Source organism: uncultured Methylibium sp., assembly GCF_902826655.1.
Taxonomy (GTDB): Bacteria; Pseudomonadota; Gammaproteobacteria; order Burkholderiales; family Burkholderiaceae_C; genus Methylibium.
In genome coordinates this window covers 34,166-51,816 of sequence record NZ_CADEFR010000016.1, presented here as the reverse complement: position 1 = coordinate 51,816, position 17,651 = coordinate 34,166, and the positions used below count along the sequence as shown (strand labels likewise).

The following is a 17,651-nucleotide window of genomic DNA, read 5'->3' as shown; positions in this document are numbered from 1 at the left end:
CGTCCCATGCGCAACCTCGATCTCGGACCCTTCACGCTGACGCTGATCGCCTCGCTGGTGGTCGCGGTGGTGCTGCTGGCGCTGCGCGTCTTCGTCATGCAGCGCGTGCAGACGCAGCGCCAGCGCGAGAACCGGCAGGAGACCGAGCGCCTGAAGTCGCTGGTCGCGGCCTACCGGGCGCTGGCCGGGTCGTTCTCGCCGGCCGCGGCCGGCGGCGACCACGGGCAGCTCGAGGAGGCGCTCGCCGACATCGTGCTCTTCGGCTCGCTGCCGCAGGTGGAGCTGGCGGCGGGTTGCGCGCGGGCGCTGCTGGCCGGCGAGCATGTCGAGACCCAGCCGCTGGTCGAGTCGCTGCGCGCCGACCTGCGGGTCCAGCTGGGCCTGGATCCGATCCCCGACAGCCTGAGCCTGCCGCCGTCCGGCCCCAGCCGCACGGTTCGCGGCGGCCGCGACGGCGACTCGCGCGGCGGCGCCGGCGGCGGAGGCCGCGGCGGGGCCGCAGGCGCGGGAGGCGGTGGCGGCATGGGCGGCGGCGCGGCCGCGGGCGGCCTGGGCATGGGCGTGGTGCTGGGCGACGCGGCGTCCTCGCGCGAGTCCTGAGGCACCGCGGTCACGCCGGATTCCTTCGCCGCCTTTGCACCCACCGCCGGGCGGGTGCTGTCGCGACGCCGACTCCCGAGCCGCTAAGCTGTCGGACATGATCCGAGCCCTCCCGTCGCGCCGCCGGGCGCTGCTGTTCGCCGCCTCGATCGCGCTGTCGACGCGGGGCTTCGCGCAGGCCCCGGCCGCGCGCGGGCTGCCGCTGCGCAACCTGCTGGTCGAGCTGCGCCAGGGCGACGAGTCGTCCTTCGACGCCAGCGCTGCCGGCCTGCGCAGCGCTGCGGTCACCGTCGGTCCGGATGGGCAGGTGTCGGCGCGCGCCGGCGTGACGCTGGAGTCGCGCAGCGGCGGTTCGACGCTCGGCAGTGCGCAGCAGCTGCGCGTGATCAACGGCGGCCAGGGGTCGATCCGCATCGGCGCCAGCGTGCCGATGCAGTGGCTGCAGTGGGTCTGGACGCCGCAGGGCCCGGCGGTGATCGCCGGCAGCCAGCTGGTCGAGACCGGCCGCGGCTTCGTCGTCCAGCCGCGCTGGCCCGGCGGCGACGCGCCGGTGACGGTCGAGGTGCGCAGCGAGGCCTCGCAGATGGCCTCGGGCGGCATCCCCTCGCGCTACCAGTTCGACGGCCGGCCGCAGCCCGAGGGCAGCGTGTCGCGGGCCGATGTGCTGACGACGCTGCAGATCCCGCTGGGCCAGTGGGTGACGATCGCCAGCTCGGGCGAGCAGGCCCAGGCGCGCGAGCGCGGCGTGGCCTCGACGCGCGAGTCGGCGAGCGAGCGGCGCGTCGTCGTGCAGATGCGGGTCACGGCGCCCTAGCGCGGGGCGCAAGCGCCCCGGGATGGAGCGCGCCCGGGCGATGGGCGCGCCCGCGTCCCGGCATGGGGCTTGCGCGGACTGCGCATGCGCCCGTCCGCCGCCATCGCCCCTCTCGCCGCGCCGGACTCGCGCGAGCGGCTCGCGCTGCTGCTGGAGTCGACCGGCGAAGGCATGTTCGGCGTCGACATGGACGGCCGCTGCGTCTTCATCAATCGCGCCGGCGCGCAGATGCTGGGCTACGCGCCGGCCGAGGTGCTGCAGCGGAACATGCACGCGCTCATCCATCACAGCCACCCGGACGGCCGCCACTACCCCGAGAGCGACTGCCCGATCTTCGCCGCCTTCCGCCAGGGCCTGCCCTGCCGCATCGACGACGAGGTGCTGTGGCGCAAGGACGGCAGCTCCTTCGCCGCCGAGTACTCCTCGCACCCCATCGTCGAGCAGACGCCCGACGGCCCGGTGACCACCGGCGCCGTCGCGACCTTCGTCGACATCTCGCGGCGCAAGGAGGCCTGGGCGCTGCTGCGCGGCATCAACGCGCAGCTGGAGGCGCGCGTCGAGGAACGCACGCGCCAGCTGCGCGAGCTGGCCGCGCACCTGGAGACGGTGCGCGAGACCGAGCGCACCCGCATCGCGCGCGAGATCCACGACGAGCTCGGCTCGCTGCTGGTGGCGCTGAAGCTGGACGTCGGCTGGCTGGGCAAGCGCGTCGCCGACAAGCCCGAGCTGCAGTGCAAGTGCCAGGGCATGGGCGGCCTGATCGACCGCGCGGTCGACAACGTCGGCCGCATCATCACCGACCTGCGCCCCAGCATCCTGGACCACCAGGGTCTGTGGGCCGCGCTGGAGTGGCAGGCCCAGGAGTTCGCGGCCAGCGCCAGCGAGATCGAGGTCGACCTGCGCGTGCACGTCGCCGCCGGCGTCGCCCCGCCGGAGGGCGGCCGTGCGATCGCGGTGTTCCGCATCTTCCAGGAGATGCTGTCCAACGTGGCGCGCCATGCGCAGGCGCGGCGCCTGGAGATCCGCATCACCGTCGACGATCCGCCCGACCCGGCGCTCTACGTCGAGCTGCGCGACGACGGCGTCGGCGCCACGCCCGAGGCGCTGAACGCGTCGCGCAGCTACGGCGTGATGGGCATGCGCGAGCGCGCCGCGCAGTTCGGCGGGCGCCTCGCGATCGACGGCGCGCCGGGCGCCGGCACGGTGGTGCGGCTGCAGATGCCGTTGCAGGTGCCGCTGCACGAGGGGAGCGCGCCGTGATCCAGGTGCTGGTCTGCGACGACCACCAGATCGTGCGCCAGGGCATCAAGCAGATGCTCGCCGACGCCGCCGACATCGCGCTGGCCGGCGAGGCCGACTGCGGCCCCGAGGCGCTGCGCCAGGTGCGGGCCTCGCGCACGCCGGGTTCGGCGATCGCCCCCATCGACGTGGTGCTGATGGACATCGCGATGCCGCAGCGCGACGGCCTGGACGTGCTGCGCCAGCTGAAGACCGAGTTTCCGAAGCTGCCGGTGCTGATGCTGTCCACCTACCCCGACAAGCAGTACGCGGTGCGCAGCCTCAAGCTGGGCGCGGCCGGCTACCTGAACAAGAGCGCCGACTCCGAGCAGATGATCGCGGCGATCCGCCAGGTCGCCGTGGGCCGGCTCTTCATCACGCCGGCGGTGGCCGAGCAGCTGGCGGCGACCATCCGCCCCGGCGTCGCGCCCGAGCAGCCGCTGCACGAGCGGCTGTCGCACCGCGAGTGGCAGGTCTTCCGCATGCTCAGCCAGGGCTCGAGCGTCGGCGAGATCGCCGAGTCGCTCTCGCTGTCCAGCAACACCGTCAGCACCTACCGCGCCCGCATCCTCGAGAAGACCGGCGCGCGCAACGACGTCGAGCTGGCGCTCTACGCGGTGCGCGCCGACCTGACGTCGGTCTGAGCCGGCGGCCGGTCTTGTAGGGCTGGCCCTACACGCGAAAGCCGGACGCCGCGATACCGCCGCGCGCCCCCCGTCCCTAAGCTGAGTCCCAAGCAAGGAGAGTCCCGATGACCCGCTACTTCGACCCCTACGACGCCGACCGGCCGCTCGCGATGAAGTGCAGCTGCGGCCGCGACCACACGCTGGCCGACCACCAGCGCGAGCTGTCGGCCGGCGACGCGGCCACGGTGCTGCGGGCGCGTTCGGAGCAGGCCGACTTCGAGGACTACTCGCGCGACTTCATCGAGGCCACGCTGGTCAAGGCGCTGTTCCCGCAGGACGCACTGCGCCGGCGCTTCCTGCGCGCCGTCGGCCGGAACACGGCGATGGCGGCGATCGCCAGCGTGCTGCCGATCGCGCCGCTGCAGGCGATGGCGCAGGACAAGGGGGCGCTGGAGAAGAAGGACCTGAAGATCGGCTTCATCCCGATCACCTGCGCCACCCCGCTGATCATGGCCCACCCGCTGGGCTTCTACGAGAAGCAGGGCCTGAGCGTGCAGGTCGTCAAGACGGCGGGCTGGGCGCTGATCCGCGACAAGATGATCAACAAGGAGTACGACGCGACGCACTTCCTGTCGCCGATGCCGCTGGCGATCAGCCTGGGCGTCGGCTCCAACCCGGTGGCCATGAACGTCGCGACGATCCAGAACACCAACGGCCAGGCGATCACGCTGGCGACGAAGCACAAGGACAAGCGCGACCCGAAAGACTGGAAGGGCTTCAAGTTCGCGGTGCCGTTCGAGTACTCGATGCACAACTTCCTGCTGCGCTACTACGTGGCGGAAGCCGGGCTGGACCCGGACCGCGACATCCAGATCCGCGTCGTGCCGCCGCCCGAGATGGTGGCCAACCTGCGCGCCGGCAACATCGACGGCTTCCTGGGCCCGGACCCCTTCAACCAGCGCGCGGTGTTCGAGGAAGTCGGCTTCATCCACCTGCTGACCAGGGAGTTGTGGAACGGCCACCCCTGCTGCGCCTTCGGCACCAGCACCGAGTTCATCCAGCAGAACCCCAACACCTTCGCCGCGCTCTACCGCGCCGTGCTGACCGCAGCCGCGATGGCGCGCAAGCCCGAGAACCGCGAGCTGATCGCCAAGGTGATCTCGCCCCAGGCCTACCTGAACCAGCCGGAGACGGTGGTGGCGCAGGTGCTGACCGGCAAGTTCGCCGACGGCCTGGGCGGCGTGAAGAACGTGCCCGACCGGGCCGACTTCGACCCCATCCCCTGGCAGTCGATGGCGGTGTGGATCCTCACCCAGATGAAGCGCTGGGGCTACGTGAAGGGCGAGGTCAACTACAAGCAGATCGCCGAGAAGGTCTTCCTGCTGACCGACGCGAAGAAGACGATGAAGCAGCTGGACCAGAAGGTGCCCGACGGCGCGTACCCCAAGTTCACGATCATGGGCAAGGTGTTCGACGCCGACAAGCCCGAGCCCTACCTCGCGAGCTTCGCGATCAAGCGGACATGAGCGCGCCGGGCCGCTCCCAAGCGCTCATCCCGCAGCGCGAGGCGCGAAGGGTAGTCCAGTGAGCGCGAACCTGAACGTCAAGGCGGGGCTGCTGTCGGCGCTGCTGCTGCTGGTGCTGCTGGGCCTGTGGCAGATCGCGACGCAGCCGACCGGCGGCGCCGTGGCCGCTGCGCCGGCCGCATCGATGACGCCCGAGCAGATCGAGTACGCCCGGCTGATGGGCAAGGACCCCGGGCAGGCGGCCGGGGCGGCTGTGGGCAAGTCGGGCTTTCCGACGCCTGCGCAACTGGGCAGCAAGGTCCTCGACCACCTGTCGCGGCCCTTCTACGACAACGGCCCCAACGACAAGGGCATCGGCCTGCAGCTGGCCTACTCGCTGGGGCGCGTCGCGCTCGGCTTCGGCCTGGCGATGGCGGTGGCGATCCCGCTGGGCTTCCTGATCGGCATGAGCCCGCTGGTCTACCGCGCGCTCGATCCCTTCATCCAGGTGCTCAAGCCGATCTCGCCGCTGGCCTGGATGCCGCTGGCGCTGTACACGATCAAGGACTCCAGCATCTCCGGCATCTTCGTGATCTTCATCTGCTCGGTCTGGCCGATGCTGATCAACACCGCCTTCGGCGTGGCCGGCGTGCGCCGCGAGTGGCTGAACGTCGCCAGGACGCTGGAGGTGAGCCCGCTGCGCAAGGCCTTCCAGGTGATCCTGCCGGCCGCGGCGCCCACCATCCTGACCGGCATGCGCATCAGCATGGGCATCGCCTGGCTGGTGATCGTCGCGGCCGAGATGCTGGTCGGCGGCACCGGCATCGGCTATTTCGTGTGGAACGAGTGGAACAACCTCTCGCTGGCCAACGTGATCTTCGCGATCCTGGTGATCGGCATCGTCGGCATGCTGCTGGACCTGCTGTTCGCCCGCGCGCAGAAGGCGGTGACCTATGTCGACTGAGACCGTGGTCAAGCGCTTCCTGCAGGTCGAGGGCCTGGCCAAGACCTATCCGGGCACGGCCGAGGCGGTCTTCGACAGCGTCAACTTCGGCATCGCCCGGGGCGAGTTCGTCTGCATCATCGGCCACAGCGGCTGCGGCAAGACCACCATCCTCAACGTGCTGGCCGGGCTGGAGACGGCGAGCGTCGGCCATGTCTTCATGGACAACCGCGAGCTCGCCGGCCCCAGCCTGGAGCGCGGCGTGGTGTTCCAGGGCCATGCGCTGATGCCCTGGCTCACGGTGCGCCGCAACATCGCCTTCGCGGTGCGCAGCAAGTGGCCGGACTGGAGCGCGGCACAGGTCGACGCCCAGGTCGAGAAATACGTGGCCCTGGTCGGCCTGGGCGGGGCGATCGACAAGAAGCCCTCGCAGCTGTCGGGCGGCATGAAGCAGCGGGTCGGCATCGCGCGCGCCTTCGCGATCGAGCCCAAGATGCTGCTGCTCGACGAGCCCTTCGGCGCGCTCGACGCGCTGACGCGCGGCACCATTCAAGACGAACTGCTGCGCATCTGCGCCGAGACGCACCAGACCGTCTTCATGATCACGCACGACGTCGACGAGGCGATCCTGCTGGCCGACAAGATCCTGCTGATGAGCAACGGCCCGGGTGCGCGCATCGCCGAGGTGGTGGTGACCACGATGCCGCGCCGCGGTGACGGGGGTCGCCAACGCGCGAGCCTGCACCACGACCCGCAGTACTACCGCATCCGCAACCACCTGGTCGACTTCCTGGTGGCGCGATCCAAGGACCTGTCGCACGGCCGCGCGCCGGCCTTCCCGCCCGAGGTCCGGCCGGGGCTTGACCCCGGCCCGGAGCCCGAACCTGCCTCCCCCGTCGTCCCGAACCTCAGGAGAATTGCATGAGCCGCATCGAAGTCACCGAGAAGATCGTCACCGCCAAGGTGGCCAAAGGCATCAAGTGGTCCGACGTGGCCGCCAAGGTCGGCCTCAGCAAGGAGTGGGTCACCGCGGCCTGCCTGGGCCAGATGACGCTCACGCCCCAGCAGGCCGGCGTGGTCGGCGAGATCTTCGGCCTGAGCGACGCCGAGCAGAAGTGGCTGATGGTCGTGCCCTACAAGGGCAGCCTGCCGACCCCCGTGCCGACCGACCCGCTGATCTACCGCTTCTACGAGCTGGTCAGCGTCTACGGCACGACCTTCAAGGAACTGATCCACGAGGAGTTCGGCGACGGGATCATGTCGGCGATCGACTTCAGGATGGACCTGCAGCGCGAGCCGAACCCGGCGGGCGACCGCGTGTCGATCACGATGAGCGGCAAGTTCCTGCCGTACAAGACCTACTGAGCCTGCCGCGATGGAACCCCGCCCGCCCGTCCCGCCGTTCACGATCGAATCCGCGACGAAGAAGGTGCGCGGCGCCGAGGACGCGTGGAACACGCGCGACCCTGACGTCTGCGTGCGCGTCTACACCGAGGACACGCGCTGGCGCAACCGCGCCGAGTTCCCGGTGGGACGGGAGCAGGTGCGCCAGTTCCTGCAGCGCAAGTGGGCGAAGGAGCTGGATTACCGGCTCATCAAGGAGCTGTGGTGCACCGAGGGCGACCGCATCGCGGTCCGCTTCGCCTACGAGTGGCACGACGACTCGGGCCACTGGTACCGCAGCCACGGCAACGAGAACTGGCAGTTCAACGAGTTCGGCCTGATGACGCATCGCCACGCGAGCATCAACGACCAGCCGATCGCGGCCGAGGAACGCAAGTTCTTCTGGCCGCTCGGGCGGCGGCCCGACGATCACCCGGGGCTGAGCGCGCTCGGCCTGTAGCCGCGACTCAGCGCAGCGAGACGCGCTGCGTCTCGGGCGCCTTCGGGCCCATCGGGTTCTTGCCGCTCTTGTCCGTCCACTGCGAATAGTGCGGCAGGTCGCCGAGGCCGCTGTCGAGCTTCTCGCCCGCGGTGCTCGCGCGCATCGGGTCCTTGCCGCTCTTGTCGAGCCACTTCGAGTAGTGGGGCAGCTCGCCGAGGCCGCTGTCCTGCTTCTCGCCCTGCACGGCCGCCCCGGCCGCGAAGGCCTGGGTGGCGGCCAGTGTCAGCGCGAAGACCGCAGCGGCGCCGAGCGGCAGCCAGTGGGTCAGCATGCGCTGACGCGCGGTCGCGGGCCGGACGGTTTGAATTCGGGTCGTCTTCATCTTCCCCTCCTCATGCGATGCAGACGATTCCATCGTAGGGGGCCGGGTGCGGCGTGCGCGAGTGAGAAACGCACACGCGCCGCGGGCGGCAACGCGCGAGCCGCGAATTCCTGCCGGAATCCCGGAGCACCTGCGTCAGGCGACCGTGGCGTGCGGGTGGCGGGGATGCTCCAGCGTGCTGGCGATCAGCCGCAGCGCATCGTCGCAGCCCTCGCGCGTCAACGGACCGCCCAGGCAGATGCGCACGGCGTCCGGCGGATCGCCGTCGGTCGAGAAGGCGGCGCTCGCGACGACGCCGACGCCCTGGGTGCGCAGGTAGGACGCGAACTCGACCACGCTCCATGACGAGGACAGCGGCAGCCACAGGTGGAAGCCCTCGGGCTGGGCCAGCATCGCGTGGCCGGCCAGGTGCCGGGCCGCCAGGGCCTGGCGCGCGATCGACTCGTCGCGGATCGCCTCCAGCATCGCGATCGCCGTGCCGTCGGCGACCCAGCGCGTCGCCAGCGCATTGGTCACCGGCGAGGCCATCACCGTGGTCGCGCGCAGCGCGCCGGCCAGTCGCTGCGCCTGGCGCTCGCCGGGTGCGCAGACGTAGGCGGTGCGCAGCCCGGCGCCGAGGCACTTGGACAGGCCGGTGACGTAGTAGGTCAGCTCCGGCGCCAGCAGCGCCAGCGGCGGCGGCACGTCGCGCGGCAGCATCGCGTAGGCGTCGTCCTCGATGATCGGCACGCTGTAGCGCAGCGCGACGTCGGCCAGCGCCTCGCGGCGGCGCCGCGTCACGGTGGCGGTGGTCGGGTTCAGCAGCGTCGGGTTGCAGTACAGGGCCCTGGGCTGCAGGGTCTTGCAGGCCTGCTCGAACTCGGCGGCGCTCGGGCCCTCGTCGTCCAGCGGCAGCGCGTGCAGCTGCACGCCCAGCTGCGTGGCGATGGCCTTGATGCCGGGGTAGGTCAGCGACTCGACGCAGATCGTCTCGCCCGGGCGCGCCAGCTGCGAGATCAACGCGGCCAGCGCGCTGTGGATGCCCGGGCAGACCAGCACGCGCGCGGTCTCGCAGCCGGGCAGGTGGCGCTGCAGCCAGTGGACGGCGGCCTCCTTGTCCTCGGGCGTGCCGCCGAAGTCCTGGTAGCGCATCAGCGCGTACAGGTCGCTGCGCGCGAAGAGCTCGGCCGCGCTGGCGTGCATGCGCTCGAGCAGCGCGGCGTCCTGCGGCTCGGGCGGCAGGTTCATCGTCATCTCGGCGCCGCTGCCGCCGCGCAGCGGCAGGGTCGGCCGTGCGCCGCGCACGTAGCTGCCCATGCCGGGCCGCGAGTCGATCAGGCCGCGCTTGCGCGCCTCGGCATAGGCGCGGGCCACCGTCGTGTAGTTGAGGTCCAGCGCCTCGGCCAGCTCGCGCAGCGTCGGCAGGCGCTCGTGGGCGGCGAGCCGGCCGGTGCGCAGGTCTTCGGCGATCAGTTCGGCGATCTGCAGGTAGGCCGGCCGCGGGCTGCCGTCGAGGCGGCGGCGCCAGTGCTGCATCGGCTTGGCGGTGAGGGGCATGGGTCCATTGATTGCATCGTTCGTGCCATCAAGGAGATCACCGGTCCGGCCGCCCGACGCCCCGGCGCGGTGCGACGGCGGCCATTGATCGGAGGCATTGATCGCAGACGGTCGCGCCGCGGCGGTGCGCCTGATCGCGTCGCGGCGCCAGGGCCTGGCGGCGTGACGGCGGTCTGCAGGAAAGATCGCTCGCCGCCGCGAGCGCATCGCTGCGCGTTGATCGGCGCTTGATCGCATCGGTGCACGGCCGACCCGGCGGTGCGATGGCACGCCGCGTGCGATTCAAACGCTGCGCTTGCCGTCAACCCTCCTCACCGAACGGAGTCCTGCCATGCCCAAAGTCACCCGCCCCGCCAACGAGAAAGGCGAACACCTCGTCGACTACGAAGAGAAGGTCTTCGAGGACGTGAAGGCCGAACCGGGCGAGAAGGCCCTGGTCACCTTCCACACCGTCGCCTTCGAAGGCTCGATCGGCTTCGTCAACCTGCTGCAGGCCACACGCCTGCAGCGCAAGGGCTTCGAGACCTCGGTGCTGCTCTACGGCCCCGGCGTCACGCTGGGCGTGAAGCGCGGCTTCCCGACGCTGGGCGACGAGGCCTTCCCGGGCCACCAGAACTTCAACAACCAGATCGTCAAGTTCATGGCCGAGGGGGGCAAGGTCTACGCCTGCCGCTTTGCGCTGCAGGCGCTGTACGGCCACGGCGAAGGCTCGCTGATCGAAGGCATCCGTCCGATCAGCCCGCTGGACGTGCTGGACATCATCCTGCTGCACCGCAAGTCCAACGCCTTCATCCTGGACACCTGGACGCTCTGAGCATGTCCGCGCCCCGCATCGTCCGCGCCGCGGCCGTCCAGATCGCGCCCGACCTCGAGCGGCCCGACGGCACGCTCGAGCGCGTGCTGGCCGCGATCGACGAGGCCGCGGGCCGGGGCGCGCAACTGGTGGTCTTCCCCGAGACCTTCGTTCCCTACTACCCCTACTTCAGCTTCGTGCTGCCGCCGGTGCTGCAGGGCGCGCCGCACCTGCGGCTGATGGAGCACGCGGTCACGGTGCCCGGCCCGGTGACGCAGGCGGTGGCCGAGCGGGCCCGCGCGCGCGGCATCGTCGTCGTGCTGGGCGTGAACGAGCGCGACCACGGCAGCCTCTACAACACCCAGCTGGTGTTCGACGCCGACGGCACGCTGATCCTCAGGCGCCGCAAGATCACGCCGACCTACCACGAGCGCATGGTCTGGGGCCAGGGCGACGGCGCCGGCCTGAAGGTGGTCGACAGCGCGGTCGGCCGCCTCGGCGCGCTGGCCTGCTGGGAGCACTACAACCCGCTGGCCCGCTATGCGCTGATGACGCAGCACGAAGAGATCCACTGCGCGCAGTTCCCCGGCTCGATGGTGGGGCAGATCTTCGCCGACCAGATGGCGGTGACGATCCGCCACCACGCGCTGGAGTCCGGCTGCTTCGTGATCAACGCGACCGGCTGGCTGACGGACGCGCAGATCGCCTCCATCACGCCCGACGCCGGCCTGCAGAAGGCGCTGCGCGGCGGCTGCCACACGGCCATCGTCTCGCCCGAGGGCAAGGACCTGTGCGCGCCGCTGACCGAGGGCGAAGGCATCGTCGTCGCCGACCTCGACCTGGCGCTGATCGCCAAGCGCAAACGCATGATGGATTCGGTCGGCCACTACGCACGGCCCGAGCTGCTGAGCCTGCTGATCGACGACCGCCCCGCCACCACCTCCCGGAGTTCATCCCATGAGCACGCCGCCCAGCCCCAGCCTGTCGCTGTCACCCGAGAGCCGCCAGCTGATGACCGAGCTGCAGTCCTTCGGATTGCGGCTGGCTGACCCGGGCTCGGCGAACGGCGGCGTCGCCAGCCGGCGCGGCGGCGCCGGGCCGTCGGACCACAAGGCCGTCACGGTGGACGGCCACACGATCATGGTGCCGGTGCACACGCACGGCGCCTGGCAATCGCCCTTCGTCGCCGAGGCGCCGGACGGCCGTGGCGTGTCGCGCCTCACGCGCGCCAGCATCCCGATCGCGAACATCGCCTTCCCGAAGGCGCCGCGCTTCTATGCGCTGCAGACCCTCGACGGCGTGCCCTATTCGCACATCGCGACGCTGCACGGCGCCGACGTGCTGGCGACGACGGTGGTGCAGACCTGCATCCGCTACGAGAGCCGCAGGAAGACCTGCAAGTTCTGCGCGATCGGCCAGAGCCTCGCGGCCGGCCGCACGGTGGCGCACAAGACGCCGCAGCAGCTGGCCGAGGTGGCGCGCGCCGCGGTGCTGCTGGACGGCGTGAAGCACATGGTGATGACCACCGGCACGCCGGCCACGCCCGACCGCGGCGCGCAGGTGCTGGTCGACAGCGCCTTCGCGATCCGCGCCGCGGTCGACATTCCGATCCAGGCGCAGTGCGAGCCGCCGGGCGGCGACATCGGCGACCGCTGGTTCGCGCGCATGAGGGCCGCCGGCATCGACACGCTGGGCATGCACCTCGAGGTGGTCACGCCCGAGCTGCGTCAACGGGTCATGCCGGGCAAGGCCGAGGTGCCGATCGAGCGCTACCTGCAGAGCTTCGAGGCGGCGGTCGGCGTGTTCGGCCGCGGCCAGGTCTCGACCTACATCCTGGCGGGGCTGGGCGACACGCGCGAGGCGATCCTCGCCACCTGCGAGAAGTTGCTGGCGCTGGGCGTCTATCCCTTCGTCGTGCCCTTCGTGCCGATCAGCGGCACGCCGCTCGAGGACCACGCACCGCCGTCGTCGGAGTTCATGAAGGCGCTGCTCGAGCCGCTGGGGGCGATGGTCGCCGCCGCGAACCTGCGCTCCAGCGACATCAAGGCCGGCTGCGGCAAGTGCGGGGCGTGTTCGTCCCTTTCCGTCTACGAGACCTGAGGAGCGCGCGATGCTGACCCAGGACCTGATCTGCGAGCTGCCCCAGGCCTTCGTGCCCTGCGAGTTCCGCGTGAAGTGGGCCGACAGCGGCTGGGAGATCGCCGAGGCGCGCAAGCTGCGCCGCCAGGTCTTCTGCGCCGAGCAGGGCGTGTTCGACGGCGATGACCTCGACGCGATCGACGCGCATGCGCAGCCGCTGGTCGCGCTGTCCTGCGTCGGCGGGATGGGCGACCAGGTGGTCGGCACGGTGCGCATCCACGCGGCGCAGGACGATGGCGAGGAAGGCGTCTGGTGGGGCTCGCGCCTCGCGGTGCACCCGGACTTCCGCCACCACGGGCGCCTCGGCGCGACGCTGATCCGCCTCGCGGTCGCCAGCGCCCGTGCGCGCGGTGCGCGGCTCTTCCTGGCGCACGTGCAGGCGCAGAACCGGCCGATGTTCGAGAAGCTGGGCTGGCGCTGGCTGCGCGACGTCACGCTGCACGGCCGACCGCACTGCTTCATGCAGGCCGACCTGGCGCAGGTCACGCCCTGCCACGATCCGCTGACCGGCTACGTGGCGCAGAGCCGCGCGCGCGCGGCGGCCTGAACGCATCGCCCCGTGGACGCGGTGCCCGGCCAGGACGAACTCGACGCGCTCGCGTCGGCGCTGCGGCGCGGTCGCGGCTTCGCGCACAAGCGCGACATCAGCGACGTGGTGACGACGCTCGCGGCGGCGCTGCCCGGCGGCAGCGCCGACCTGGCCCAGGCGGTCGCGATCGGCGACGACTGCGCGGCCCTGCCGGACGGCCATGGCGGCTACCTGCTGTTCGCGATCGAGGGCTTCGTCGACGACTTCGTGCAGGACAGCCCCTGGTTCGCCGGCTACTGCGGCGTGATGGTCAACGCCAGCGACATCGCCGCGATGGGCGGCCGGCCGGTCGCGGTGGTCGACGCACTGTGGAGCCGTGGCATGGACCCGGGCCGCGAGGTCCTGCAGGGCCTCGCCGCGGCCTCGCAGCGCTACGGCATCCCGATCGTCGGCGGCCACAGCAACCACCAGGCGCCCGGTGGCCAGCTCGCGGTCGCGATCCTCGGCCGTGCGAACCGGCTGCTGACCAGCTTCGATGCGCGCCCCGGCGACACGCTGATGATGGCCATCGATCTGCGCGGCGCGTATCAGGAGCCCAAGCCCTACTGGGATGCCTCGACCTCGGCCCCGGCCGAGCGCCTGCGCGGCGACCTGGAACTGCTGCCGCTGCTGGCCGAGGCCGGCCTGTGCGACGCCGCCAAGGACATCAGCATGGCCGGCGCCGTCGGCACCGCGCTGATGCTGCTGGAGTGCTCGCGCGTCGGCGCCGTGATCGACGTGCAGGCGATCCCGCGCCCGCCCGGCGTGCCGCTGCTGCGCTGGCTGCAGTCCTTCCCGAGCTACGGCTACGTGTTCAGCGTGCGGCCGGCGCAGGTGGCCGCGGTGGCGCAGCACTTCGCGGCCCGGCACATCGCCTGCGCCGCGGTCGGGCAGGTGAGCGCCGAGCCGCGGCTGCTGCTGCGCGACGGCGAGGCCCGCACGCTGCTGTGGGACCTGGCAGCGCAGGCCTTCATCGGAGCGCGTGCTCCGGCGCCGCGCGAGGAGGCGGTCCATGGCTGAGCGCCGGCTGCCGACCTGCCTGCGGGTGGCCTTGCTGACCCACTCGGTCAATCCGCGCGGCGGCGTGGTGCACACGCTCGAACTGGCCGACGCGCTGCACGAGGCCGGCCACGACGTGACCGTGCTGGCGCCGGCCCAGCCCGGGCAGCGCATGTTCCGGCCCAGCCGCTGCCGGGTCGAGCTGGTGCCGGTCGGCCCGGCGCCGCGCGACCTGGCCGAGATGGTGGCCGCACGCCGCGACGCCTTCATCGCCCACCTCGCGCCGCGCCTGGCCGAGACGCCCTGGGATGTGCTGCACGCGCAGGACGGCATCGGCGGCAATGCGCTGGCGACGCTGCGCGAGCGCGGCCTGATTCCCGGCTTCGTGCGCACCGTGCATCACCTCGACCACTTCGACGATGCGCGCGTGATGGCCTGGCAGCAGCGCGCCTTCGTGCAGGCCCGTCGCGTGCTGTGCGTCAGCCGCACCTGGTGCGAGATCCTGCAGCGCGAGCACGGCGTCGACGCGGCGCTGGTGCCCAACGGCGTCGACCTGCGCCGCCACGGGCGCGAGCGCGGCGCGGCCGATGCGCGCGTCGCGCGTCGCTGGGGCCTGCGCGGCGGTGCCGCGGCGCCGGTCTTCCTGGCGGTCGGCGGCATCGAGGAGCGCAAGAACACGGTGCGCGTGCTGCAGGCCTTCGCCGCCGTCCGTGCGGTGCAGCCCGAGGCACAGCTGGTGATCGCCGGCGGTGCCAGCCTGCTGGACCACGACCGCTATGGCGCCGAGTTCACGGCGGCCCTCGCGGCCAGCGGCCTGGCCGTAGGACCCGGGCGCGCGGTCGTGATCACCGGCGCCGTGCCCGACGAAGAGTTGCCGGCGCTGATGCGCGCCGCCGATGCGCTGGTGATGGCTTCGCTGCGCGAGGGCTTCGGCCTCGTCGTGCTGGAGGCGCTGGCCTGCGGCACGCCGGTCGTGGTGTCGCGCATCGCGCCGTTCACCGAGTACCTGATCGCCGACGAGCCGGCGGTCTGCTGGGCCGATCCGGCCGACCCGCTGGCCATCGCGCGCGCGATGCAGGAGGCCGCCGGCGATCCGCGGCATCGCCAGGCGCTGGCGCAGGACGTGCCGGCGGTCTGCCGACGCCATAGCTGGGCGGCCAGCGCGCTGCGTCACGTGGCGCTGTACCGCGAGCTGCTGGCCGAACGCGCCGCGAGCCCGGCTGCTGCAGCGGCCGCGGCCTGAACGAAGGCCCGCCATGCCCGCGATGCACTTCCACCTGCGCTGGCCCGACGGGCGCGAGAGCCGCTGCTACTCGCCGTCGCTGGTGATCAAGGACTACTTCGAGCCCGGCGCCGCCTACGCGCTGCCGGACTTCCTGCAACGCAGCCGCGAGGCCCTGCACATCGCGTCCGAGCGCGTGCGCCAGAAGTTCGGGTTCGCGTGCTCGATGGCGATGGACCAGCTCGCGCAGATCGAGGCCGACGCGGCGCGCTACGGCGTGCAAGGCGAGGTGCGCGTGCTGCGCTTCGAAGACGACGACCTCTGAGGACCATCCATGACGACCCCCGCCCCCGAACACCTTCCCGTCGCCATCATCGGCGGCGGCCAGGCCGGCCTGTCGCTGAGCCACTACCTGCAGCAGCGCGGCATCGAGCACCTGGTGATCGAGAAGAGCAGCCCGCTGCACACCTGGCGCACGCAGCGCTGGGACAGCTTCTGCCTCGTCACGCCCAACTGGCAGTGCAAGCTGCCCGGCTGGGAATACGCCGGCCCGGATCCGCACGGCTTCATGAAGAAGGACGAGATCGTCGCCTGGCTCGAAGGCTTCGTGCGCCACGTGAACCCGCCGCTGCGCAGCGGCGTCACGGTGCAGCGCGTGGCACCGCGTGCCGGCGGCGGCTTCGAGATCGCGACCTCGCAGGGCGGCTTCACCGCCGACCAGGTGGTCGTCGCCTCGGGCGGCTACCACCTGCCCATCATCCCGCGCCTCGCCGAGCGGCTGCCGGCCGGGCTGCTGCAGATCCACTCCGAGCAGTACCGCAGCCCGCAGGCGCTGCCGCCGGGCAAGGTGCTGGTGGTCGGCAACGGCCAGTCGGGCGCGCAGATCGCCGAGGACCTGCACCTGGCCGGCCGCCAGGTGATCCTCGCCACCGGCGACGCGCCGCGCTGCGCGCGCTTCTACCGCGGCAAGGACGTGGTCGACTGGCTGGCCGACATGGGCTACTACGACATGCCGGTGCACGAGCACCCGCTGCGCGAGGGCGTGCGCGACAACACCAACCACTACGTCACCGGCCGCGATGGCGGGCGCGACATCGACCTGCGCAAGTTCGCCGCCGAAGGCATGGAGCTCTACGGCCTGCTCACCGGACTGGAAGGCGACACGCTGCTGTTCAACCCCGACCTGCGCGCCAACCTCGACCACGCCGACCGCATCTACAACGGCATCAACGCCTCGATCGACAAGTACATCGACAGGATGGGCATCGCCGCGCCGCCGCCGTCGGTCTACACGCCGGTGTGGGAGCCGGACGCCGAGCGCACGCGCCTGAACCTGCGCGAGGCCGGCATCGGCGCGGTGGTCTGGTGCATCGGCTTCCAACCCGACTTCGGCTGGCTCGACGTGCCGGTCTTCAACGGCCGCGGCCACCCCGGCCACGTGCGCGGCGTGACGCGCCAGCCGGGGCTGTACTTCCTGGGCCTGCCCTGGTTGCACACCTGGGGCTCGGGCCGCTTCTCCGGCGTGGCGCGCGACGCGCTCTACCTGGCCGAGCAGATCGAGGCGCGTTGCGCGCCGGCGGCGTCGGTCGACGAGGCGATGGCGGAGTCGCTGCTGTCCTGAGCCCTTGCTAGCGCAGGCCCAGCAGGTGCGCGTCGACGCGATGCCGGACCGTGAAGCGCTGCGGCACCGTGCGGGCCAGCAGGTCGGCATGCGCCGCGTCGTAGGCCTCGACTTCCGCCGGCGCCAGCGTCGCGCCGATGCCGCGGCAGGCGCGCATGCGGCCGCGCCAGCTCTCATGCGTGAACGGCACGTCGACGTCGAACCAGAACATCGCCTGCACCTCGGCGCGGCCGACCGACCAGGCCGGGACGGCGGGCACCTCGCCCGACCAGTCGGCGCCGCGCCAGGCCGGGTTGAAGCGCAACACCAGCGCTTCGCTGGCGCGTGCGACCGCGTCGGCGCCGGGCAGCCAGCTGAAGTGCGTCGTGACGAGGCGGCCGCCGGGCACGAGCACGCGCCGCAGCTCCGCACAGGTGCGCTCGACGTCGAAGTACATCCAGCACTGGCTCGCGGTCACGACGTCGAAGCTCGCCTCCGGGTGCGGGCAGGCCTCGGCGGGTGCGACGCGGAAGTCGATCTCCAGGCCCTCGCGTGCCGCCTCGGTGCGTGCGATGTCGATCTGGCCGGCAGCGAGGTCGGTGGCACAGACGCGCGCACCGCGCCGTGCGAACGCGCGCGCCACCAGGCCGGTGCCGGTGCCGATGTCGAGCAGCCGCTGGCCGGGCAGGCCGACGCCCAGGGCCGCCAGCAATTCGTACAGCCGCATCGGCGGGCCGGGTCGGTGCGCGGCGTAGTCGGTCGAGGTCAGGCTCCAGTCGATCGCTCGACCGGGATCGATGGGGCCTGGGGTGTGCATCGCC

Annotated in this window: 20 protein-coding genes; 17 read left to right on the top strand and 3 right to left on the bottom strand. The window is 71.9% G+C overall.

What is annotated here, in order from left to right:
* The first annotated feature begins 6 nt into the window (after window positions 1-6).
* The 9 genes from QZV97_RS09100 (at window position 7) to QZV97_RS09060 (ending at window position 7,609) form a co-directional block, all read left to right on the top strand.
* Complete coding sequence (locus QZV97_RS09100) at window positions 7-600, top strand: preprotein translocase subunit YajC (RefSeq protein WP_295641411.1); 594 nt, start codon at window positions 7-9, stop codon at window positions 598-600.
* A gap of 97 nt (window positions 601-697) precedes the next feature.
* Window positions 698-1,414, top strand: a complete 717-nt coding sequence (locus QZV97_RS09095; protein ID WP_295641409.1) for a hypothetical protein — start codon at window positions 698-700, stop codon at window positions 1,412-1,414.
* 84 nt (window positions 1,415-1,498) lie between these two features.
* The gene (locus QZV97_RS09090) at window positions 1,499-2,674 is read left to right on the top strand and encodes a histidine kinase (RefSeq protein WP_295641406.1); all 1,176 of its coding nucleotides are present in this window, start codon (window positions 1,499-1,501) and stop codon (window positions 2,672-2,674) included.
* Window positions 2,671-3,336, top strand: coding sequence for a response regulator transcription factor (locus QZV97_RS09085; RefSeq protein ID WP_295641404.1), 666 nt, complete (start codon window positions 2,671-2,673; stop codon window positions 3,334-3,336). Before QZV97_RS09090 ends, QZV97_RS09085 begins: the two co-directional genes overlap by 4 nt.
* Window positions 3,337-3,443: 107 nt before the next feature.
* The gene (locus tag QZV97_RS09080) at window positions 3,444-4,844 is read left to right on the top strand and encodes a CmpA/NrtA family ABC transporter substrate-binding protein (RefSeq protein WP_295641402.1); all 1,401 of its coding nucleotides are present in this window, start codon (window positions 3,444-3,446) and stop codon (window positions 4,842-4,844) included.
* A gap of 58 nt (window positions 4,845-4,902) precedes the next feature.
* Window positions 4,903-5,787 carry a nitrate ABC transporter permease gene (gene ntrB, locus QZV97_RS09075; protein WP_295641400.1) on the top strand — a complete coding sequence of 295 codons (885 nt, stop codon included), beginning with the start codon at window positions 4,903-4,905 and terminating at the stop codon, window positions 5,785-5,787.
* Window positions 5,777-6,691 carry an ABC transporter ATP-binding protein gene (locus tag QZV97_RS09070; RefSeq protein WP_295641397.1) on the top strand — a complete coding sequence of 305 codons (915 nt, stop codon included), beginning with the start codon at window positions 5,777-5,779 and terminating at the stop codon, window positions 6,689-6,691. The genes ntrB and QZV97_RS09070 overlap by 11 nt, the downstream gene beginning before the upstream one ends.
* Entirely contained in the window at window positions 6,688-7,131 is a 444-nt protein-coding gene (gene cynS, locus QZV97_RS09065) for a cyanase (protein WP_295641395.1), read from the top strand. The genes QZV97_RS09070 and cynS overlap by 4 nt, the downstream gene beginning before the upstream one ends.
* A gap of 10 nt (window positions 7,132-7,141) precedes the next feature.
* Window positions 7,142-7,609, top strand: coding sequence for a nuclear transport factor 2 family protein (locus QZV97_RS09060; protein ID WP_295641393.1), 468 nt, complete (start codon window positions 7,142-7,144; stop codon window positions 7,607-7,609).
* Between the two features lie 7 nt (window positions 7,610-7,616).
* On the opposite strand, the gene QZV97_RS09055 is transcribed toward QZV97_RS09060, so the two are convergent.
* Window positions 7,617-7,973, bottom strand: a complete 357-nt coding sequence (locus QZV97_RS09055; protein WP_295641391.1) for a hypothetical protein — start codon at window positions 7,971-7,973, stop codon at window positions 7,617-7,619.
* Window positions 7,974-8,108: 135 nt separating this feature from the next.
* A complete protein-coding gene (locus QZV97_RS09050) occupies window positions 8,109-9,509 on the bottom strand; it encodes a PLP-dependent aminotransferase family protein (protein ID WP_295641388.1) in 1,401 nt (466 codons plus the stop codon).
* A gap of 331 nt (window positions 9,510-9,840) precedes the next feature.
* On the opposite strand from QZV97_RS09050, the gene QZV97_RS09045 reads away from it, so the two are divergent.
* From QZV97_RS09045 to QZV97_RS09010, 8 genes are read left to right on the top strand one after another with little or no spacing between them, the layout of a single operon-like run.
* Window positions 9,841-10,323, top strand: coding sequence for an MSMEG_0572/Sll0783 family nitrogen starvation response protein (locus tag QZV97_RS09045; RefSeq protein ID WP_295641386.1), 483 nt, complete (start codon window positions 9,841-9,843; stop codon window positions 10,321-10,323).
* 2 nt (window positions 10,324-10,325) lie between these two features.
* A complete protein-coding gene (locus tag QZV97_RS09040) occupies window positions 10,326-11,351 on the top strand; it encodes a Nit6803 family nitrilase (RefSeq protein ID WP_295641384.1) in 1,026 nt (341 codons plus the stop codon).
* Window positions 11,314-12,402, top strand: a complete 1,089-nt coding sequence (locus QZV97_RS09035) for an MSMEG_0568 family radical SAM protein (RefSeq protein ID WP_295641463.1) — start codon at window positions 11,314-11,316, stop codon at window positions 12,400-12,402. The genes QZV97_RS09040 and QZV97_RS09035 overlap by 38 nt, the downstream gene beginning before the upstream one ends.
* A 10-nt stretch (window positions 12,403-12,412) precedes the next feature.
* On the top strand, window positions 12,413-12,988 hold the full coding sequence (locus tag QZV97_RS09030) for an MSMEG_0567/Sll0786 family nitrogen starvation N-acetyltransferase (RefSeq protein WP_295641382.1): 576 nt from the start codon (window positions 12,413-12,415) through the stop codon (window positions 12,986-12,988).
* Window positions 12,989-13,000: 12 nt separating this feature from the next.
* Window positions 13,001-14,029 (top strand): sll0787 family AIR synthase-like protein, encoded by a 1,029-nt coding sequence (locus tag QZV97_RS09025; protein WP_295641380.1) that lies wholly within the window; start codon window positions 13,001-13,003, stop codon window positions 14,027-14,029.
* On the top strand, window positions 14,022-15,251 hold the full coding sequence (locus tag QZV97_RS09020; RefSeq protein WP_295641378.1) for an MSMEG_0565 family glycosyltransferase: 1,230 nt from the start codon (window positions 14,022-14,024) through the stop codon (window positions 15,249-15,251). The genes QZV97_RS09025 and QZV97_RS09020 overlap by 8 nt, the downstream gene beginning before the upstream one ends.
* A gap of 13 nt (window positions 15,252-15,264) precedes the next feature.
* Window positions 15,265-15,555, top strand: coding sequence for an MSMEG_0570 family nitrogen starvation response protein (locus QZV97_RS09015; RefSeq protein WP_295641376.1), 291 nt, complete (start codon window positions 15,265-15,267; stop codon window positions 15,553-15,555).
* A 9-nt stretch (window positions 15,556-15,564) separates the two neighbouring features.
* The gene (locus tag QZV97_RS09010; protein ID WP_295641373.1) at window positions 15,565-16,851 is read left to right on the top strand and encodes an MSMEG_0569 family flavin-dependent oxidoreductase; all 1,287 of its coding nucleotides are present in this window, start codon (window positions 15,565-15,567) and stop codon (window positions 16,849-16,851) included.
* A 7-nt stretch (window positions 16,852-16,858) separates the two neighbouring features.
* On the opposite strand, the gene QZV97_RS09005 is transcribed toward QZV97_RS09010, so the two are convergent.
* Window positions 16,859-17,647, bottom strand: coding sequence for a class I SAM-dependent methyltransferase (locus QZV97_RS09005; RefSeq protein ID WP_295641371.1), 789 nt, complete (start codon window positions 17,645-17,647; stop codon window positions 16,859-16,861).
* Window positions 17,648-17,651: the final 4 nt, after the last annotated feature.

Excerpts from the sequence above, each read along its gene's own strand:
- QZV97_RS09040 (WP_295641384.1), top strand. The coding sequence starts at position 10,326 with ATGTCCGCGCCCCGCATCGTCCGCGCCGCGGCCGTCCAGATCGCGCCC.
- QZV97_RS09030 (WP_295641382.1), top strand. The coding sequence starts at position 12,413 with ATGCTGACCCAGGACCTGATCTGCGAGCTGCCCCAGGCCTTCGTGCCC.
- QZV97_RS09015 (WP_295641376.1), top strand. The coding sequence starts at position 15,265 with ATGCCCGCGATGCACTTCCACCTGCGCTGGCCCGACGGGCGCGAGAGC.
- QZV97_RS09045 (WP_295641386.1), top strand. The coding sequence starts at position 9,841 with ATGCCCAAAGTCACCCGCCCCGCCAACGAGAAAGGCGAACACCTCGTC.
- QZV97_RS09070 (WP_295641397.1), top strand. The coding sequence starts at position 5,777 with ATGTCGACTGAGACCGTGGTCAAGCGCTTCCTGCAGGTCGAGGGCCTG.
- QZV97_RS09095 (WP_295641409.1), top strand. The coding sequence starts at position 698 with ATGATCCGAGCCCTCCCGTCGCGCCGCCGGGCGCTGCTGTTCGCCGCC.
- QZV97_RS09035 (WP_295641463.1), top strand. The coding sequence starts at position 11,314 with ATGACCGAGCTGCAGTCCTTCGGATTGCGGCTGGCTGACCCGGGCTCG.
- QZV97_RS09005 (WP_295641371.1), bottom strand. The coding sequence starts at position 17,647 with ATGCACACCCCAGGCCCCATCGATCCCGGTCGAGCGATCGACTGGAGC.
- QZV97_RS09050 (WP_295641388.1), bottom strand. The coding sequence starts at position 9,509 with ATGCCCCTCACCGCCAAGCCGATGCAGCACTGGCGCCGCCGCCTCGAC.
- QZV97_RS09080 (WP_295641402.1), top strand. The coding sequence starts at position 3,444 with ATGACCCGCTACTTCGACCCCTACGACGCCGACCGGCCGCTCGCGATG.
- QZV97_RS09100 (WP_295641411.1), top strand. The coding sequence starts at position 7 with ATGCGCAACCTCGATCTCGGACCCTTCACGCTGACGCTGATCGCCTCG.
- QZV97_RS09060 (WP_295641393.1), top strand. The coding sequence starts at position 7,142 with ATGGAACCCCGCCCGCCCGTCCCGCCGTTCACGATCGAATCCGCGACG.
- QZV97_RS09010 (WP_295641373.1), top strand. The coding sequence starts at position 15,565 with ATGACGACCCCCGCCCCCGAACACCTTCCCGTCGCCATCATCGGCGGC.
- cynS (WP_295641395.1), top strand. The coding sequence starts at position 6,688 with ATGAGCCGCATCGAAGTCACCGAGAAGATCGTCACCGCCAAGGTGGCC.
- QZV97_RS09020 (WP_295641378.1), top strand. The coding sequence starts at position 14,022 with ATGGCTGAGCGCCGGCTGCCGACCTGCCTGCGGGTGGCCTTGCTGACC.
- QZV97_RS09090 (WP_295641406.1), top strand. The coding sequence starts at position 1,499 with ATGCGCCCGTCCGCCGCCATCGCCCCTCTCGCCGCGCCGGACTCGCGC.
- QZV97_RS09055 (WP_295641391.1), bottom strand. The coding sequence starts at position 7,973 with ATGAAGACGACCCGAATTCAAACCGTCCGGCCCGCGACCGCGCGTCAG.